Here is a 19982-nt window from a genome sequence, read left to right as displayed (position 1 = left end):
TAAAAGAACAGTCATTACAAAAAAACAGAAGCCTTTTTCGAATTAAAAGGTTTATTGTCATGACACCCATAATTATTTTTTTAGACTAGATGAATACACCAAAAAGATACACTGTTACTACAGCTTTACCTTATACAAATGGCCCAATTCATATCGGGCATTTAGCGGGCGTTTATGTGCCTGCCGATATTTATGTGCGCTATTTACGCTTAACAGGTAACGATGTTGCTTTTATTGGGGGTAGTGATGAGCACGGTGTGCCCATTACTATTAAGGCGAAAAACGAAGGGGTTACACCTCAAGATATCGTAGATAAATACCATGCTATTATTAAAAAGTCTTTTGAAGATTTTGGGATTACCTACGATAATTATTCGCGTACTTCGGCTCCAATTCATCACGAAACGGCTTCCGATTTTTTTAAAACTTTGTATGATAAGGGTGAATTTATTGAAGAGTCTACCGAACAATTATACGACGCTGAAGCCAATCAGTTTTTAGCCGATCGTTTTGTGGTTGGAACTTGTCCGAAATGTGGCAATGAAGAAAGTTATGGCGACCAATGTGAAGCTTGTGGTACCAGCCATAATGCTACCGATTTAATTAATCCGAAGTCAGCCTTAACAGGAAACACACCTACGCTAAAAGAAACGAAGCACTGGTTTTTACCCTTAGATAAGCACGAAGCTTTTTTAAAAGAATGGATTTTAGAGGGGCATAAAAAAGATTGGAAACCTAATGTGTACGGCCAGGTAAAATCATGGATTGATGATGGTTTACGCCCAAGAGCCGTAACACGAGATTTAGATTGGGGTATTCCTGTACCTGTAGAAGGTGGTGAGGGCAAAGTGCTTTACGTATGGTTTGATGCACCTATCGGTTATATTTCATCAACTAAAGAATGGGCCGATCGAGAGGGCAAAGATTGGAAACCGTATTGGAAAGATAAAGACACCAAATTGGTGCATTTTATAGGTAAGGATAATATCGTATTCCACTGTATCATTTTTCCGGCGATGCTTAAAGCTGAAGGGTCTTACATCATGCCAGATAATGTGCCTGCAAACGAATTTTTAAACCTTGAAGGTAATAAGTTGTCAACGTCTAAAAACTGGGCCGTATGGTTGCCAGAATATTTAGAGGAGTTCCCTGGGCAACAAGATGTGTTGCGCTATGTATTAACAGCAAATGCACCGGAAACAAAAGACAATGATTTTACTTGGAAAGATTTTCAAGCTAGAAATAATAACGAATTGGTTGCTATTTTTGGAAACTTCATTAATCGTGTGGTGGTTTTAACTAATAAATATTATGAAGGCATTGTTCCTACACCTAACAGTTTAGAAATAGTCGATGAAGAGACTTTAGCTGCTGTAAAAGCATATCCAGACGTGATTTCTAGTTCTATAGAGCGTTACCGTTTTAGAGAGGCCGGACAGGAACTTATGAATTTAGCACGTCTAGGAAACAAATATCTAGCCGATGCCGAGCCATGGAAAGTGATTAAAGTCGATGAAGAGCGCACTAAAACCATCATGTATGTGGCGCTTCAAATTGCTTCAGCTTTAGCGACTTTAAGTGAGCCGTTTTTACCATTTACTTCCGAGAAACTAAAAAATATTTTAAATTTAAATGAGGATGCAGCAAACTGGAATGAGGTTAAAACTAAAGACGTGCTGCTTTCCGCAGGACATAAAATAGGAAAAGCCGAATTGTTATTTTCTAAAATTGAAGATGAAACCATTCAGAAACAATTGGATAAATTAGAAGCCAGTAAAAAGGCTAATGAAGCTGCTAATAAAGCTGTCGAGCCTCAAAAAGCTACGATTACCTTCGATGATTTTACCAAGCTAGATCTTCGTGTGGGGACTATTATTGAAGCTGAAAAAATGCCAAAAGCTAAAAAGTTATTGGTTTTAAAAGTTGATACAGGCATCGACGTACGTACCATAGTTTCGGGAATAGCCGAGAGTTTTAAACCTGAAGATATTATTGGTAAACAAGTCACTGTTTTAGTGAACCTAGCGCCAAGAGCATTACGCGGTGTAGAAAGTGAAGGTATGATATTAATGACCGAAAACGCCGAAGGAAAATTAGTTTTTGTTAATCCAGATGAGGCTAAAATTCCAAATGGATTAACCGTTAGTTAGGTACTGATTTTGAGTGGTGTTTTAAATAAGTTTACATGTAAATATAAAGCCGTTTACTAATAGCGTTAGTATTCGAATTTTTATAGTTAAACGAATTGAGAAAAACCTTCTTTATTTGTTTTATAGATTATTCGTGACTATATTTATTTGTAACTTTATAAAAAACCATAATCCATGAAAAAAATAGTATTAGTATTAATGACCTTAAGCCTTATGGCTTGCGGGTCTAGTAAAACAGCTTCGCCTGTAAAACCAAAAAAAGAAATTAAGGGCGACTGGACGCTTAGCGCTATATCGTATAGTGAAGAAGGTGAATTTAACGTGACGCTTTTGAATGAAGATAATAAGGCTTGCTTTGAAGGCAGTACTTGGAATTTCATACCTAATAACAATACAGGGAGCTATGCTATTAATGGCACCGATTGTAATACGGGTTTGAGATATTTTATTTTCACCATTCAAAAAATAGATGAGCAATCAGGACTTTATGATTTCCTATTAAAGCCAACCGATGTTAAAGGGAAGTCTATGACGAATCAAGGCTATCGTTTTAATTTAACTTCAATGTCTGAATCGTACATGACCTGGGAGCAAACCCTTACGGTCGATGATGAGCCATTTGTAATTACTTGGCAATTTAGTAAACTCTAAAATATTTAATCCCTTAAAATTAATAGTAACCGTTAAATTAAATAACATGAAAAAATATATTCAAAAAACATCAATAGTATTATTGGCAGCGATCACTTTATTTTCATTTGTGAATTGTAAGGCTGTAGATAACGCGAATAATAAACAAAAAGGTGCTGCTATTGGTGCCGTGGGTGGTGCGCTTTTAGGTGCCATTATTGGTAATAATGTTGGCCATGGAAACAGCGAATTAGGAGCTGCTATTGGAGCTGCCATTGGTGGTGGGGCTGGAGTTATCATTGGAAATAAAATGGATAAACAAGCTCAACAAATTGAACAAGAAGTTCCTGGTGCTCAAGTAGAGCGTGTCGATCAGGGTATTGTAGTAACCTTTGAAGATGGTAGCGGGGTGTATTTCGCTACGAACAAATACAATATTAATGGTGAGTCTGAAACTACATTAAATAAATTGGTTGGAATTATTCAGGACTACCCTGACACTAACTTATTGGTGGTAGGACATACCGATAGCCAAGGTGATGCTAATTACAACATGACGCTTTCAAAAAACAGAGCTAATGCTGTAACTGGTTTCTTAAAACAAAAAGGTGTTAATTCAGGAAGATTAACAACACACTGGTTTGGTGAAGAACAACCTGTTGCAGATAATGGTACTGCCGAAGGTCGTGCTCAAAACAGACGTGTTAATATCGTAATCGTGCCTAATGAAGATATGATTAACGATGCTAAACAAGAAGCTGGAAACTAACAGCCCTTAAATAATATTAAAGAGACTGTCTGAAAAGTATATTTGTTGTTATATGGAGCTTGTCGAAATATGCAAATTAAATATTGTTGACTTTTCAAACAGCCTCTTTTTTGTTTCTAGATTTATTAAGACTCATTATGTTTTATTAGATTCTAAAAACAGTGGTTAAAATAGAATATAGAAATCTGTAACTTTACGAAAAAACCAAACATTATGTTATCAAAAAAGATAGAAGAAGCGTTAAATACGCAAATAAGGATAGAAGCCGAATCTTCTCAAATATATCTAGCCATGGCTTGTTGGGCCGAAGTTAAAGGTTTGGAAGGTGTGGCAAATTTTATGTACGCACAGTCTGATGAAGAGCGTGAACACATGTTAAAACTGGTAAAGTTCGTAAACGAACGCGGCGGGCATGCTAAAATTTCGGAGCTAAAAGCACCTAATGTGACCTTTAGTTCCTTTAAAGAAATGTTTGAAAAATTATTCGATCACGAAGTATATGTATCTCAAAGTATTAATGAATTGGTGCATATTAGTCTTCAAGAAAAGGACTATGCCAGCCATAACTTTTTACAGTGGTACGTGGCCGAGCAAATAGAAGAAGAAGCCGTAGCTCGAACGATTTTGGATAAGATTAATATGATTGGCGACGATAAAGGTGGCTTGTATTTATTTGATAGAGATATAGAAAATTTAACTGTAACTACCGCAGCGACAGATGCACCACAGTAAATTTTAACATTTAATCTTATTTAGATTTAATTAAAATAATTTACATTTGCCCGCAAGTGTTAATTATAGAATCCTATTGTGGGCAAAAAAAAGCAAAAAAAGGCAGAGAAAAAATTACGTAAATTAGGAATAGAACTTCCTGAAAAAGTAAAAAGTAGCTGTTGTAAAAAGTTTAAAAAAGGAGAAAATAAGCGCTGTAAAAAATGCCCTTGTTTCGATTTAATTAAGAAAGTAGCGTAGAACTACCCTGTTTTTTAATAGTATTTAACAATATGTTATCGTTAGTTTCCATAAAATACAACCTGTTCATGTGTAACAACATGAACAGGTTTTTTTGTTTATTAAAGTTATAAAGTTATAAAGCTATAAGGTTATATAGCTATAGAGGTTTAAAGGCATTTTTTAGACCATTCGATTAGCGTATAGCTTATTGCATATAGCCTTCGTGGGACTGTAAACTATTTTGTGTTTTTGCTGTTAGTTAGTTTAAAAATGATTTTGAAATTCATAGGCAAAAAATTTACTTTTAAATTTTTATTTTATGAACTCAGACTTAGAAAAACAATTAGACGCCTTGATCGGCAAAATCAGCAACAAGGAGGACTTTGACCAGGTCAAGGAACAGTTGCTTAAACGTGGTATTGAATCACTTTTAAAAGCAGAAATGACTGCCCACTTAGGGTTTCAAAAAGGAGGTTCTGTAATTGAGAACAACCAGCGCAATGGTTTCTCAGAGAAAACTATCAAGACTCATAACGGCGAACAACGCATCAAAATCCCCAGAGATCGTCAAGCGAGCTTTGAGCCTGTTATTGTCCCCAAACATCAATCGATTAGTCAAGAATTAGAAGATTGTATTCAACTGCTTTACGCCAAAGGTATGAGCAATAGCGATATTATTGATTTTATTGAAAGTACCTATGGAGTGCAGTATTCCACATCACAGGTATCCATTATCACCAATCAATTATTGGAAGACATCAAACAATGGCAGAATAGACCTTTAGAAGACGTATATCCCATTGTCTGGATAGATGCTATTCATTATAAAATACGTCAAGAAGGCAAGGTAATATCTAAAGCCTGTATGATAGTTTTAGGGGTGAATACCGAAGGGCAACAAGATATTTTGAGCATGAGTATTGTGGAGACAGAAAAGGCAGCTGCTTGGATGTCCATTTTAGACGATCTGCGCTCTAGAGGCGTAAAAGATATCTTCTTTCTGTGTTCGGATAACCTCTCTGGATTAGATAAAGCTGTAGAAGCTATTTTTCCAGGTAGTATACGTCAAATATGTATCGTACATCAAATTAGAAACTCTTTAAAATATGTGAGCTATAAGGACCGTAAATCAATAATGGTCGATATTAAAGCTATTTATCAAGCCGATAATGAGAAATTCGCTTTAGAGGCTTTCGAAGTCTTTAAACAAAATTGGGAAGATAAATACCTCTCTGCCGTACAGTCTTGGGAAAACAATTGGGATAATTTGACCGCGTTTTTAAACTACCCAAAAGAGATTAGAAAACTTATATATACTACCAATATCATTGAGAGTTTTAATGCCAGTTTAAGAAAATATACACGCAACAAAAAAGTCTTCCCTCATGATGATGCAGCACTGAAATCCATATATTTAGCAGCTCAAAGCATCAGCAAAAAATGGAAGAAAACACGATTTAAATGGGGCCAAATTTACAATCAATTGTATATTTGTTTTCCAAACAGGTTATAATCTATATTATTTTAACCTATGAATTTTGAAATTATTTTTCAAAAACACAAAATTTTGGATAAACTCGCCTTCGTGCAAATTCATGTCTAAATTACTGTTGCACTGTTTAATCGTGTAATCGAAGCGTTCTTGAAATATTGATCCCTTTCATTTCATGTAAAGATTCCTCAGTCGTGCCTTTATTGGAATAACAAGTTTCTTTGTGAATCTCTCTGTAATAACGTTATTCGTATAATTAGTACCTATATTTACATTTATTTGTATCCTATATGGACTTGTTTAATCGTAATCCCATAACCCAAATCATACCTTTTGATGGCGACGTGCTCTATTATGGAAAAGTCCTGTCAGATAAAAAAACACTTTATTATTTCGAACGTTTGATGGAAAGCATCACTTGGGAACATGATAATGCTATCATTTTTGGGAAATTGATAGTCACTAAACGTAAAGTAGCCTGGTATGGTGACAAGCCTTTTGATTACACTTATTCTAAAACCACAAAATCAGCCTTGCCTTGGACTAAAGAGCTTCTAGAACTTAAAGCCATTGTTGAAGCGAAATCTGGAGAAACCTATAATTCCTGCTTACTTAATTTGTATCACAATGGGAGCGAAGGCATGGCTTGGCATAGCGATGCTGAAAAGGATTTGAAAAAAAATGGAGCCATTGCCTCCTTAAGTTTTGGAGCCGACCGGAAATTTTCCTTCAAACATAAAGAATCCAAACAAACCGTTTCAATATTATTAGAAAAAGGCAGTTTATTAATTATGAAAGCTGACACACAAACCCACTGGTTACACCGTTTACCGCCAACTAAAACTGTAAAAACGCCACGAATTAATCTCACTTTTAGAACCATTGTGAGTTAATATAAATTTAAAGTCATGCTCTCATCCAGAAGGAGGTACGACTGTAGGATTTTTTTAAAGTCGACTAAGTGATATCGCAGAGTTTCCGACAAGGATATAAATTATTGTAGGGAATATGCTTCACTTTATTCTGCACGACCATGCATTATCAATGGTTTTTCTCATCGTGTAAAATAGAATCTATTAAAGCTTTCGGGTTTTTCAATATTTTCAGAAGTAATTTTTTTAGTTTAGCATTTTTTTACTTCGTTAGAATTTATGATAAAATATATCGTTGAGCATACGCAACTTCAGGAAAAATCGGTTAGAAATACGGTTGAATTATTAAATGAAGATTGCACCATCCCTTTTATATCGCGTTATCGCAAGGAAGCTACAGGAAACTTAGATGAGGTTCAAATTGGTGAGATTGTTAAGTTTAAAGAACAATTTGCATCACTTGAAAAACGTAAAAACGCCATTTTAAAAGCTTTAGAAGAACAAGAGGTGCTAACAGCCGAACTTCAACAAAAAATAGCAAATTGCACCAATTTAATGGCGCTTGAAGACTTGTACTTACCGTTTAAGAAAAGCCGTAAAACCAAGGCTGAAAAAGCAAGGCAAAATGGTTTGGAGCCGTTGGCCAAGATTATCATGAGCCAGAATGCTAATGATGTTGAGTCTATTGCCTACAAATATGTAAAGGGCGATGTGGACTCTGTAGATGCTGCTTTAGAAGGTGCTAGACATATTATTGCCGAATGGGTAAACGAACGTACCGATATACGAAATCAAATTCGCTACCAATTAGAGCGTTTTGCTATGCTTTCCACGAAAGTGGTAAAAACGAAAGCCGAGGATGAGAACGCTCAAAAATTCAGAGATTATTTCGATTGGGAAGAAAATCTAAGCCGCATGCCTTCACATCGGTTTTTAGCAGTTTTAAGAGCTGAAAAAGAAGGGTTTATAAGGGTAAAAGTATTAATTGACGATACACGTGCTTTAGATAAGATTACACAGCGAATAGTGCGTTCTCAAAATGCTTGTGCCGAACAAATTGTGCTCGCTATTAACGATGCTTATAAACGTTTGCTGTTGCCGTCGTTGGTTAATGAGGCTTTGCAAATTGCAAAAGATAAGGCAGACGCATCGGCCATTAGTGTTTTTGCTAAGAATTTAAAGCAGCTTTTGCTAGGTTCGCCTTTAGGTGAAAAACGAGTTATGGGAATCGATCCTGGATTTCGTACAGGATGTAAAGTGGTGTGTTTAGATGCTCAAGGGCAGTTGAAATATAATGAAACCATATACCCACATCCTCCGAAAAATGATAGCATTGGAGCCATGAAAAAAATCAGTTCGTTGGCCGATGCTTATAAAATTGAGGCGATTGCCATAGGAAATGGTACCGCATCACGAGAAACTGAAGCCCTCATTAGAAAAGTTCATTTTAAAAATGATGTTCAAGTTTTTGTGGTAAGTGAAGCCGGAGCGAGCATTTATTCGGCTTCCAAAATAGCAAGAGAAGAGTTTCCAGATTATGATGTTACCGTTCGTGGGTCGGTATCAATTGGTCGACGATTGCAAGATCCTTTGGCCGAATTGGTTAAAATCGACGCCAAATCTATTGGGGTTGGGCAATACCAGCATGATGTCGATCAACTTAAGCTTCAAAAAGAATTGGATGTGGTAGTTGAAAACTGTGTAAATGCTGTTGGCGTAAATATCAATACGGCGAGCAAATCATTACTGAGTTATGTGTCTGGTATTGGGCCTAAATTAGCCGAAAATATTTTTAATTATAGAAATGAACATGGGGCCTTTACGTCAAGGAGTGCTATAAAAAAAGTGCCGCGTTTGGGAGACAAGGCTTTTCAGCAAGGGGCGGCATTTTTACGCATTAAAGGTGCTAAAAACCCTTTAGACGATTCTGCCGTGCATCCTGAAAGTTATGGGGTTGTGACCAAAATGGCCAAAGATTTGGGGAATTCGGTCTCTGAATTAATTGGTAATTCCGAACAGCTTAAAAAAATAGACCTAAAAAAATACTGCACCGAAACCGTAGGTTTATTAACGCTTGAAGATATTATTAAAGAACTTGAAAAACCAGGTTTAGATATTAGGGAGCAGGCTAAAGAGTTTACTTTTAATCAGAATATAAAAACTATAAACGATTTAAAAGAAGGTCAATTGCTACCTGGTATAGTAAATAATATTACCAATTTTGGGTGTTTTGTAGATGTTGGTATTAAAGAAAGTGGCCTAATTCATGTGTCTAATTTATCGGATGCTTTTGTGAAAGACGTGAATGAACATGTGAGTTTGCATCAACAAATTATCGTTAAAGTACTAGAAGTAGATATTCCGCGAAAGCGTATACAGCTGAAGCTTCATCAAAAGAAGGTGTAGTTTTTGAGTTTCTAAGTTATAGTGTTACAAAACTACAAAATTTCAAAGACCTTTCAGGTTTCAAAAACCTGAAGGGTCTCAAATCAAAAATCTTCCGTGTTTGTGACTATTTTTAAATTGGTTAATTCGATGTAAGTCATGTTTCAATGACACGATTAAACCATTAAAGAACTAACAAACCTTTATTGATTCATCGTTTTAATTTCCTCAATAAAGGTATCTAAATCTACACCGTTTTGCACAAGCGTTAAGGCTTTGTCTACAATGTATTTCACGTTAACCGCATGAAAACCTAGCCCTACACTTATTTTGTGTAAAAGACGGTGTTCGGGGTCACCTTTAATTTGGTCTACATGTACCATACGAACCAAATCGTACAAACGTTCTAAACGAAGATCGTATGAAGCTGGCGGATTAATAGGGTGTGATTTATAATCTTTTAAAATGGAAATATAAGTTTCTTCGTGTATATCAAGGTTATGAGCTAATCGGTCTAAAAAGGCTCGTTCATCAGCGGTAATAATTCCGTCATCCATGGCTACACGTACAATGGCAGCAAAATGGTTTTCATTACGTTTTTTAAAACCGTTATCAAATAGTTTGGAAATTGACATGTTTTTTTTAAGTTTAGTGTAATGACAAATATAATTAAAGTTTGGTGCTTTTTTCACTAAAGTAAAGCTAATTTACTTTTTTGAAAAGCCACTATTGTTGTGGTATTGTAAAGAAAAAAGTGGTGCCTTCGTTTAAGGTAGATTCAAACCAAATTTGGCCACCCAGGGATTCTAAAATTTTTTTACAAAAGGCTAAGCCAATTCCCGTACCTTCATAGGTTTCACGCGAGTGTAAACGTTGAAATATGGCAAAAACTTTGTCCTTATGCTGCTTCTTTATACCAATACCATTATCGGTAACTTCAAATTGCCAAAAAACCTGGGTTTGATGCTCAGGAACCGTTGTACTACACGAAATGTTTATGATGGGTGATGTATTGGGTTTCTTAAACTTTATCGCGTTGTTAATTAAATTCTGGAATAACACTCTTAATTCAATTTCACTGGCGCGTATCGTGGGTAAATCTTGATATGTAATAACAGCTTGGTTACGATGTATGGCGTTGTCTAAATCATGAATGATTTCCGAAACCAAGGTGTTGCAATTTATTTCGGTTTTTTCGTTAGCCTTGCCAAGCCTTGAGTAATTAAGTAAAGCATCAATAAGATTTCGCATGCGATAACTCGATTTACTTATAAAATTCATGCTTATTATGGCATCTTCATCCAACTTATCCTTGTAGTCGTCCTGAAGCAAATCTATAAGCCCTGAAATGGTGGTTAGGGGCTCCTTAAGGTCATGGCTGGTAATGTATGCGAATTCTTCTAGCTCTTTATTTTTAGATGCAATTTCTAAGGATTTATTAAAGATATTGTTGTTCTTTTCTTGTAAGTCTTCATTCAATAATTTAATCGATTTATAATTTCGATAAATTAAAATCACGGATATTACAATGATAATAAGAAGCGCTAGCAGAAGGTAATTCACCGTTTTCTGGGTGCTTAAACTTTTGTTTATGAGATTAATCTTCTCAAGCTTAGCTTCAATTTCTTGTTTTTGTTTCTCTAAAGTATCTTGTTGAAGGGTTATGGTAGCATTGTTAGAAGATATAAAGGCTTGTTTTTCTTTTAAATCCTCCATTTGTTCGAGGATACGTGTTTCTAACTGTTTTTCTATCTGTAGTTTTTCGGAGTATTTTTTCTTTTGAAATTCCGACAACGATATCAACTCATTAATTTCTGATTCCTGAGTTTTTAAAACATCATTTTGTTGATGAATTTGCGAGTTTATGGCATTTATGGTTTTCTTTTGCTTGGTGATATTGTCATTTTTATGTTTAATATCGCTTTTGGCAAGTTGGAGCGCTTCCTGGGTGGCTTCAAGCTGGTGTTCAGTATCTTGAAAGAATTGCTTCCATTTTTCAATTGAGGATATCGCATTTTGTTTTAAAGAGTAAGAAACCCCTAAATTGTTAGCATTTAGTAGGTCTTCATTGATTTCATACTGAAACTCCTCCCCGATGTTTACAATATTAACCATGGAACTATTAAAAGGGTAGTCTTCTGTAATTAATAAGGTGTTATTACCCGATATTTTGTTGAGTATATAATTTACGTTGAAATTTTTATTATGATTTACATAAACGACATCCACATCATAAATGTCTTTAATGGTTTTGAAATTTACAACACGAACGGGTTTGTTTTTAATTTGACGTTTTTGTGATAGCCCTCTCAAATCAATAACAGTGCGGTCTTTGCCAAGGACACCAATGGTAAAATTAGGGTTTGTGTTGTTGTCTAGAAACTGTATTTGATCGGAAAGATTAAAGATGAAAAGGGCGCGTTTTACACGTTTAATTTGCTCGTTTAAAGGTGCTTGAGCGTGTAGTATACTTTCCTGTGATAGCAAACAAAAAATTAAGATGTATAGTAGGGTTCTAGCCTTCATGGGTCTAAAGTCGTAATAATATTTTGAAAAAACAGTTTGCGCCACTTACCCCAAATTGTTGTACGCGTCGGCTATATATAAAGCTACCATTGTTTGTATTGCCGGAATGCCTGTGTTTGTCTGGATATATATTAAAAATATTATTACAGCCAGCGGTTGCCTCTAAAAAATTGACAAAGCGATAGCTTACCGCAAGGTCTGTGATGAATTTAGGTTTAAATCTTTGGTCGCGCGTTTCTACGCGTCCGTTATACTTATTAAGTTGCCAATTGTTTGGATCGCCATCGTCGGGATGGAGGTAATCTAGACTTCCGAAATAAGTACCCACTAAATTGAATTTAAAATTGTGGATTTCATATTGAAAATAGGAATTAATTTTAAAATTAGGTTGTGCCGATTCAACTCTCGAACGTTCCTCCCGATTGAAAAGGGATTCTAAATCGCCATTTTCAACACTATTTTCGTTAACATTTGTAACTTTGGTTTTGGTAAAATTTGTAGCCACTTGTCCGTTAAATAAGCCGCTTCCTAGCTTATCTTGATATATAAAAGAGGCTTCAAAACCATTGGTGTTAGAGTCTATTGCGTTAACAAAAAACTGAGCCGCTGAAACCTCGTAGGGGGCTAATTGTGCTTCGTAACCCGTGCTAAAACCACCCGATAAAATAATACGATCATTAATATTGATATTGTAATAATCGAATGCAAAGGTGTATTTGTTCTTAAATTTTGAACTCCAACCTAAACTGAAATGTTTAGATAATTCTGGCGTTAATTGGTTTACTTTAAAAACATCGGTAATTAAAGAGCTTTCGTGGTTAAAGGTTCCTACTTGGCTAATATCGCCGTCAAAATATTGTGTGCTTATTTTTTGAAAATAGACCTGGTGTAAAGAAGGCGCTCTAAAACCTGTAGAATAACTTGAACGAAACGAAATGTTTTTATTTAGCAAATAACGTCCCGAAAGTTTCCAAACCGAGTTTTCACCAAAATCGTTGTTCGATTCAAATCTATACGCAGCCTTAAATAAAAAGGGTTCTAATGGTTTTAATTCTAAATCGATATATCCTGATGCATTAGATCGTATACGTATAAGTTCATCAGAGGGTTGAATACCAGGAAATACCTGAGCCCCTATAAGTCGTGGTTGTTCTACGCCGTTTTCATCTATATAAGTTTCACCACCATTAATATACGAGTCTTCCTCGCCGCTAATTATTTCGTAACCTTCTACACGCAATTCTCCGCCAAAAGCGACACTAAGACCTTCCAAAACATCAAACTCTTTATCGAGGTCGATATTGGTAGTGTTAAGTTTGTAAAGATAACCACCAGATTTGAAGGTTTTTGGCGACCGAACACCTAATGAGGCGTTGTTGGAATTACTCACCGTAAAGTCGATATTGTTATTTTCTATAGAATGACTAAAATCTAAGTTCCAATCATTTTTTTGACCTTTAAGACCTATGGTAAGGGCATTGTCTTGTATGTTGGTAATTATTTTAGGAGAAAAGCCATTGGGGAATAATTCTTCTGTAACACGATCCTTCTCAAAAGGGAAGCGGTAAAAACCAGCAGAAGCACCTTCTCTAGAATTTCTGCCTCCAAAAAAGTAAAGGTTGGCTTTTTTAAACATTAAAAATTCACCATTAAAATAAATGGCCGAGTTACGCACGGCAGCGCTACCAATTTCCATAACTTGTTTGTCGTTATAGCCTGTTTGCGCGAAGAAATTATTTTGCTTGATAAGTGCGGCATCTTCAGTTTCGTCTTGACTATAAACAGGTCCCGTATAATGGCCTGCTCTATTGGTGGCCTTACGGTCTCTAAATTCTCCGGTAATGTTAATAAAACCAGTGTTCCCGACTTTTAATCCGAAATTAGCACTAAAATAACTGGTTACCCCATCGCCTTCAATATTGGTTTTTATTCGAGAATCTATATGGATAACATCGGTTTGGTTTTTAAGTATAATATTAATTACGCCGGCAATAGCATCAGAGCCATATTGGGGTGTGGCACCATCTCTTAAAATTTCAATATAATCGATGGATGAAACAGGAATGGCATTAAAATCGGTGCCCACACTCCCACGCCCAATAGTACCATTTACGTTTAGCATGGAACTGGTATGGCGACGCTTACCATTAATTAAAATTAATACTTGATCGGGGCCAAGGCCGCGTAAAGTAACAGGATCGATATGATCGGTACCATCAGATATGGTTTGATGAGTGGAATGGAACGACGGCGATAAATAGTGCAATATTTCACTTAATTCGAAATGGGTTGAACCACTAATCTGTTCGGGTGTAATAATTTCAATGGGTACGGTAGTTTCTAATGACGATTGTGGTTTTGAGCGCGTCCCTAATGACACAGGCTCGTCGGCCGACAAACCGGTTTCTAAAATAAAATCCTTAATTAATGCATCGCCAACCTTAATGGTAATGGAAACACTTTTGGTTTGGTACATGATGAATGATGCAGTAATAACATAGGAGCCTTCCTCTAAATTTAGGCTGTAAAATCCATCAATATTGGTTGTGGTTTGTATGTTAGTTCCTTCAACGGAAATACGTGCTCCGGGGAGTTTACCAAATTCATCAGAAACAGTTCCTGATAAGGAAGCCTTGTTTTGGGCAGTGATCGAATGCCCTAGTAGAAAACTCGTCAAGGTTAGGAGGTATAGACAAATTTTTATGCGCATGTATTAGTTCGGTTAATTTGTAGAACTTCATAAAAATCTTCAAATTTTGAGGGCTTGAAATTAAAAGAATTTTTTATGAGGTTTTAACAGGAATTAAATTATTTATTATGTCATGTAAAACGGGGAGGGAAAGTGGTTTGTTAATATAATTTGCTATTTCATTTATGGTTTGTGATCTCTCTTTATCTTTTGGATTAGAAGAAGTTGTTAGCATGATTATTTTAATATTATTCGTAAATTCTACATCTAATTTTCTATAGTTTTCAATAAATTCCCAACCATTCATGGCAGGCATATTAATGTCTAAAAAAATAACATCGGGTTTTAATGCCTCACCTTTTATAGCGTCTTCTAGATATTCTATAGCAGCTTTACCACTATTTACTGAGATGATTTCGCCAAATTGGTTATGCTTTTTTACAATTTTTTCGTTATAAAAACTAGTAAACTTATCGTCGTCTATTAGTAGAGTTGATGTTATTGATTTCATTTAGAGGGAATAATTCATACAAGGATAACACCTTTTTTTGAAAATTTTAACCTAAAGTTAAGAACTCTATGTAATTTTTTTTACTTATTAGTTGAAATGACAAAAAAAAGCTACAACCTACTATTTTTTTAATGGAACACCTAAATGTCTTCATCATAATTTATTGATATCTTAGGATTCCTAAATTTCAGAATAACAATATGCTGCTTATATTTGCTATTCAAAAATGAAAAAATTCTAAGTGAGTAAATCTACCCTCTCTGAAATTTATGCACAGGCTTTGCAAACGCAAAATCTGCAACATGCTATTGCCCAAAACGAAAGTAAAATTCATGTAAAAGGATTAGTTGGTTCTTCCTTGTCGTTCGTCATTTCCAGTGTTTTTAAAAATGCCAATAAACCTTTCCTTTTAATTTTTGACGATAAAGAAGAGGCCGCGCATTATTTAAACGATTTGGAACAACTTTGTGGTAGTAAAGATGTTTTGTTTTATCCAGGAAGTTATCGGCGACCTTATGATATTGAAGAAACCGATAATGCTAATGTCCTTTTGCGCGCTGAGGTTTTAAACCGAATCAACTCCCAAAAAAAGCCAGCCATTATTGTAACCTACCCAGACGCCCTTTTTGAGCAGGTAGTTACACGTAAGGAACTCGAGCGAAACACACTAAAAGTAGGGGTGAACGATAATTTATCTATTGATTTTGTTAACGAAGTGTTGTTTGAGTATAAGTTTAAACGGGTTGATTTTGTTACCGAACCGGGCGAGTTTTCGGTGCGTGGTGGTATTGTTGATGTTTTTTCTTTCTCGCATGACGAACCCTATCGTATTGAATTTTTTGGCGATGAGGTAGACACTATTCGTACCTTCGATGTGGAATCTCAATTATCGGTGGAGCAGATAAAAAAGATTAATATTATTCCCAATGTGGCGAATAAATTAATGCAGGAAAGCCGCCAAAGTTTCTTGAAATACATCGCTCAAAAAACCGTGATAGGGATAAAAAATGCCGATTTACTGTTTTCAAGAATTGATGATTTTTACGAAAAAGCCGAAACAGCTTTTAAAGCCCTTTCCGAAGATATAAAACACAGCAAGCCCGAGGCTTTATTCTGCGATTCAAAACTATTGAAACGTCAACTTTTAGATTTTTCAATCATGGAGTTTGGCAATTCATTTGTTATGGCCACGAATTCCAAACCCTATACTACCATAACGTTTGAAGTTTCCCCCCAACCTTCATTCAATAAGCAATTTAATTTGTTAATTGACGACCTAAACAGCAAACATAATCAGGGATATACCAATTATATTGTATGCGTTAGTGAACAGCAGGCTAGACGTTTTCATGATATTTTTGATGATGCCGAAGAAGAAGTAGCTTATAAAACTGTTGTGCTATCCTTGCATCAGGGTTTTGTAGATCATGATACGAAAACGGTATGCTACACCGATCATCAAATTTTTGAACGTTATCATAAATTTCAGCTTAAAAATGGTTACGCTAAAAAGCAGGCCATCACCTTAAAAGAACTTACAAATTTAGATATTGGCGATTATGTTACCCATATCGATCATGGTATAGGACGCTTTGGAGGGCTTCAAAAAATTGATGTAGAAGGCAAAATGCAGGAGGCTATTAAACTGGTTTATGGCGAGCGCGATGTGCTGTATTTAAGTATTCATTCCCTGCATAAAATCACCAAATTTAATGGTAAAGATGGCAAACCACCTAAAATTCACAAATTAGGTAGTACGGCCTGGAAAACTTTAAAGCAAAAAACGAAAGCGCGTGTTAAGCACGTTGCCTTCAATTTAATTAAACTCTACGCCAAACGTAAAACCGAAAAAGGTTTTCAATACCGTCCAGATAGTTCTATGCAACACGAGTTGGAGGCGTCTTTTATTTATGAAGATACCCCGGACCAAAGCACCGCTACTGCCGATATTAAATTAGATATGGAAAGCGAACGCCCTATGGATCGCTTAGTTTGTGGTGATGTAGGTTTTGGTAAAACCGAAGTAGCTATTCGTGCTGCATTTAAAGCTGTCGACAATGGTAAGCAAGTGGCCGTTTTAGTGCCTACAACCATTTTAGCCTATCAGCATTCCAGAACGTTTAAAAAGCGTTTGCGAGATTTTCCTGTTACAGTCGATTATGTGAATCGATTTAGAACCGCCAAAGAAAAACGCGAAACTCTCGAGGCTTTAGAGCAGGGTAAAGTAGATATCATTATTGGAACCCATCAACTGGTTAACAAAAATGTAAAATTTAAAGATTTAGGACTGCTCATTGTCGATGAAGAACAAAAATTTGGAGTGGCTGTCAAAGAAAAATTAAAGGCTATGAAGGATAATGTGGATGTGTTAACTCTTACCGCCACACCAATTCCTAGAACCCTTCAATTTAGTTTAATGGCGGCTAGAGATTTATCGGTGATTACCACACCTCCTCCAAACCGATACCCTATAGAAAGTCATGTGATTCGTTTTGCCGAAGAAACCATTCGAGATGCTATAAGTTACGAGATTGAGCGCGGCGGACAAGTTTTCTTCATTCATAACCGTATTGAAAATATTAAAGAAGTGGCGGGCATGCTTCAACGCTTGGTACCCGATGCTAAAATTGGCGTGGGCCACGGGCAAATGGAAGGTAAGAAGTTAGAAGAACTCATGCTGGCCTTTATGGATGGCGCTTTCGATGTGTTGGTAAGTACCACGATTATTGAAAGTGGGTTGGATGTATCTAACGCGAACACCATTTTTATTAATAATGCCAATAATTTTGGTTTAAGTGATTTGCACCAAATGCGTGGTCGTGTAGGTCGTAGCAACAAAAAAGCCTTCTGTTATTTTATAACGCCCGATTATTCGGCCATGACCGAAGATGCCAGAAAACGTATTTCGGCCCTAGAGCAGTTTACCGAATTAGGTAGTGGTTTTAATATCGCTATGAAAGATTTGGAAATTCGTGGAGCAGGCGATTTATTGGGTGGTGAACAAAGCGGATTTATTAATGATATTGGTTTTGATACCTATCAGAAAATTTTAAATGAAGCGATTGAAGAACTCAAAGAAAATGAGTTTAAAGATTTATATGATGAACCCGAAGAAGATAAAATCTACGTTAAAGAGGTAACTATCGATACCGATTTCTCGCTGCTTTTTCCCGATGATTACGTGAATAATATTGCTGAACGATTAAATTTATATACACAGCTAAATAATTTAAAATCAGAAGACGAATTGCATATCTTTGAGACACAATTAGTCGATCGTTTTGGCGAGTTACCCACTCAGGTTGTCGATTTGTTGAACAGCGTGAAAATCAAATGGCTGGCTACCAAAATTGGATTTGAAAAAATTGTGATGAAACAAGGCAAACTCATAGGGTATTTTATAAACGATCAACAAAGTAGATTCTATCAGAGTCCTGGATTTACCAAGGTTTTACAATTTGTTCAAACACATCCAGGTGTTTGTAAAATGAAAGAAAAACAAACACGTCAAGGTTTGCGTTTGTTGTTAACCTTCGATAAAATCAAAAGTGTAAAACAAGCATTAGAAGCCATCGAGCCCATTGTAAAATAATGTGTATTTTTATAAATTAATAATCCGTAACCCGCTTTATGTTAGTTAATAACAAAAAACGCCCTTTAAAACATCTTATCTGCTTCTTACTGTTTATGCCTGTGCTTATGTTTGGGCAGCATAGCATAAAAGGCACCTTTACGCCGGCTCAAGATTATAACGTTGCTTTGTTGTATAAAGTGACGCCAACCATTTCAGAATATATTACAAGTACTGAAGTGAATAGTGAAGGTAAGTTTGGTTTTCTTTTAGATTCAACAGCAACTAAAGGTGTGTATCGCGTCGTGTATGCCATTCCTCAAGAAGATTTTAATTTCGATGTTATTTACAACGGAAAAGAAGATATTGAGTTGAAGTTTAACTCCGAAACTGGGGTGAAATTCACAAAATCTGCCGAGAATAAAATGTTAACATCTTATCAGAATAGCATGTCGGCTGTAGTACATAGTATTAGTAACTATTATGCCAGTGAGAAGAAAGATACCACTGCGCTCAAAGGGATTTTTAAAGCGCAAGGGCAGGCGCAATTAAGTTATGAAAAAGCAGCTTCTGGCACTTTAGCACTTCATTTTATAAAAGCCAATAAACCTTATATTCCAACCAAAGCCTTATCAGCTCAAAATTATATCGCGAAGCTTAAAACGCATTATTTTGATTATGTTGATTTTACCAATCCCATTCTTCAAAGCTCTTCCTTTTTAGAAGAAAAAATGCTGAATTATGTTTTTGGAATGACCTCTAAAGATTTGAATGAAATCGATAATTACAAAGCTAATATTGATGTGGTTTACAAAGCCATGGCAAAAGCCCCAAATGAAGTTAAGCGTATGCTATTACTAGATTTATGGCAAGAAATGGTCGATTTAAAACAAGAAAAAACAGCTAATTATATTTCTGATAAGTATTTGCATGATATAGGGTTAGCCTTAGAAGATCGCGAACTGGTAAATGCCCTAAACGCTTATAAAAGGGTTTCTCTTGGTAATATGGCTCCCGATTTTGAGCTTTCGGTGACGGAAAACGGCAAAAAAATCAACAAAAAATTAAGTCAGTTAAACGTTGCTAAACAGTACATTTTGGTGTTTTGGAACAGCTCTTGTTCACATTGTTTAGATGAAATTCCGCAGTTAAAAACCTTTGCAAATACTTTAGAAAAGGGGGAGGTAAAGGTGGTTGCAGTTGGTTTAGAAGCCGATGAAGAAATTGAAGCTTGGAAAAAAGAAATCAAAAAATATCCTGAATTTATACATGTTCTTGGTTCAGGAAAATGGGGCAGTAAAATTGGTAAAACCTATGGTATAGTTGAAACGCCAACCTATTTCATTTTAAATGCTCAAAAAGTAATCGTTAATAAACCAGAGGATATAGACGAAGTGGTGGCGTTCTTTGAATTGGATGATGAGTAAGCGATT

Annotated in this window: 13 protein-coding genes; 9 read left to right on the top strand and 4 right to left on the bottom strand. The window is 35.8% G+C overall.

Features of this window, described 5'->3' with window-relative positions:
• Positions 1 to 89 precede the first annotated feature (89 nt).
• From metG to C1A40_RS05920, 7 genes are all read left to right on the top strand, one after another.
• Positions 90 to 2150 (top strand): methionine--tRNA ligase, encoded by a 2061-nt coding sequence (gene metG, locus C1A40_RS05950; RefSeq protein ID WP_102995094.1) that lies wholly within the window; start codon positions 90 to 92, stop codon positions 2148 to 2150.
• Positions 2151 to 2324: 174 nt separating this feature from the next.
• Positions 2325 to 2801: a lipocalin family protein gene (locus C1A40_RS05945; protein WP_102995093.1), complete on the top strand. Its 477-nt coding sequence runs from the start codon at positions 2325 to 2327 to the stop codon at positions 2799 to 2801.
• Between the two features lie 46 nt (positions 2802 to 2847).
• On the top strand, positions 2848 to 3549 hold the full coding sequence (locus C1A40_RS05940) for a YiaD family glycine zipper/OmpA-like lipoprotein (protein WP_102995092.1): 702 nt from the start codon (positions 2848 to 2850) through the stop codon (positions 3547 to 3549).
• A gap of 213 nt (positions 3550 to 3762) precedes the next feature.
• Positions 3763 to 4281 carry a ferritin gene (locus tag C1A40_RS05935; RefSeq protein ID WP_102995091.1) on the top strand — a complete coding sequence of 173 codons (519 nt, stop codon included), beginning with the start codon at positions 3763 to 3765 and terminating at the stop codon, positions 4279 to 4281.
• A 541-nt stretch (positions 4282 to 4822) separates the two neighbouring features.
• Positions 4823 to 6016, top strand: coding sequence for an IS256 family transposase (locus C1A40_RS05930; protein WP_102994202.1), 1194 nt, complete (start codon positions 4823 to 4825; stop codon positions 6014 to 6016).
• A 269-nt stretch (positions 6017 to 6285) separates the two neighbouring features.
• Positions 6286 to 6888, top strand: coding sequence for an alpha-ketoglutarate-dependent dioxygenase AlkB family protein (locus tag C1A40_RS05925; RefSeq protein ID WP_102995090.1), 603 nt, complete (start codon positions 6286 to 6288; stop codon positions 6886 to 6888).
• A 258-nt stretch (positions 6889 to 7146) separates the two neighbouring features.
• Positions 7147 to 9273, top strand: coding sequence for a Tex family protein (locus C1A40_RS05920; protein WP_102995089.1), 2127 nt, complete (start codon positions 7147 to 7149; stop codon positions 9271 to 9273).
• A 182-nt stretch (positions 9274 to 9455) separates the two neighbouring features.
• Here C1A40_RS05920 and C1A40_RS05915 read toward each other — a convergent pair whose 3' ends face one another.
• From C1A40_RS05915 to C1A40_RS05900, 4 genes are all read right to left on the bottom strand, one after another.
• Positions 9456 to 9887 (bottom strand): tellurite resistance TerB family protein, encoded by a 432-nt coding sequence (locus C1A40_RS05915; RefSeq protein ID WP_102997153.1) that lies wholly within the window; start codon positions 9885 to 9887, stop codon positions 9456 to 9458.
• Between the two features lie 91 nt (positions 9888 to 9978).
• Positions 9979 to 11778, bottom strand: coding sequence for a YfiR/HmsC family protein (locus tag C1A40_RS05910; protein WP_158651297.1), 1800 nt, complete (start codon positions 11776 to 11778; stop codon positions 9979 to 9981).
• 4 nt (positions 11779 to 11782) lie between these two features.
• On the bottom strand, positions 11783 to 14488 hold the full coding sequence (locus tag C1A40_RS05905) for a TonB-dependent receptor (RefSeq protein WP_102995087.1): 2706 nt from the start codon (positions 14486 to 14488) through the stop codon (positions 11783 to 11785).
• 73 nt (positions 14489 to 14561) lie between these two features.
• Positions 14562 to 14978 (bottom strand): response regulator, encoded by a 417-nt coding sequence (locus C1A40_RS05900; protein WP_102995086.1) that lies wholly within the window; start codon positions 14976 to 14978, stop codon positions 14562 to 14564.
• Between the two features lie 241 nt (positions 14979 to 15219).
• On the opposite strand from C1A40_RS05900, the gene mfd reads away from it, so the two are divergent.
• Together mfd and C1A40_RS05890 are read left to right on the top strand one after the other, a co-directional pair.
• The gene (mfd, locus tag C1A40_RS05895; protein ID WP_102995085.1) at positions 15220 to 18570 is read left to right on the top strand and encodes a transcription-repair coupling factor; all 3351 of its coding nucleotides are present in this window, start codon (positions 15220 to 15222) and stop codon (positions 18568 to 18570) included.
• Between the two features lie 38 nt (positions 18571 to 18608).
• Positions 18609 to 19976: a peroxiredoxin family protein gene (locus C1A40_RS05890; RefSeq protein WP_241910498.1), complete on the top strand. Its 1368-nt coding sequence runs from the start codon at positions 18609 to 18611 to the stop codon at positions 19974 to 19976.
• Positions 19977 to 19982: the final 6 nt, after the last annotated feature.

It is taken from the genome of Tamlana carrageenivorans, assembly GCF_002893765.1.
GTDB classification, from domain to species: Bacteria; Bacteroidota; Bacteroidia; order Flavobacteriales; family Flavobacteriaceae; genus Pseudotamlana; species Pseudotamlana carrageenivorans.
Note: the sequence above shows the minus strand (reverse complement) of the source record. Positions and strands in the feature narration are given on the sequence as shown.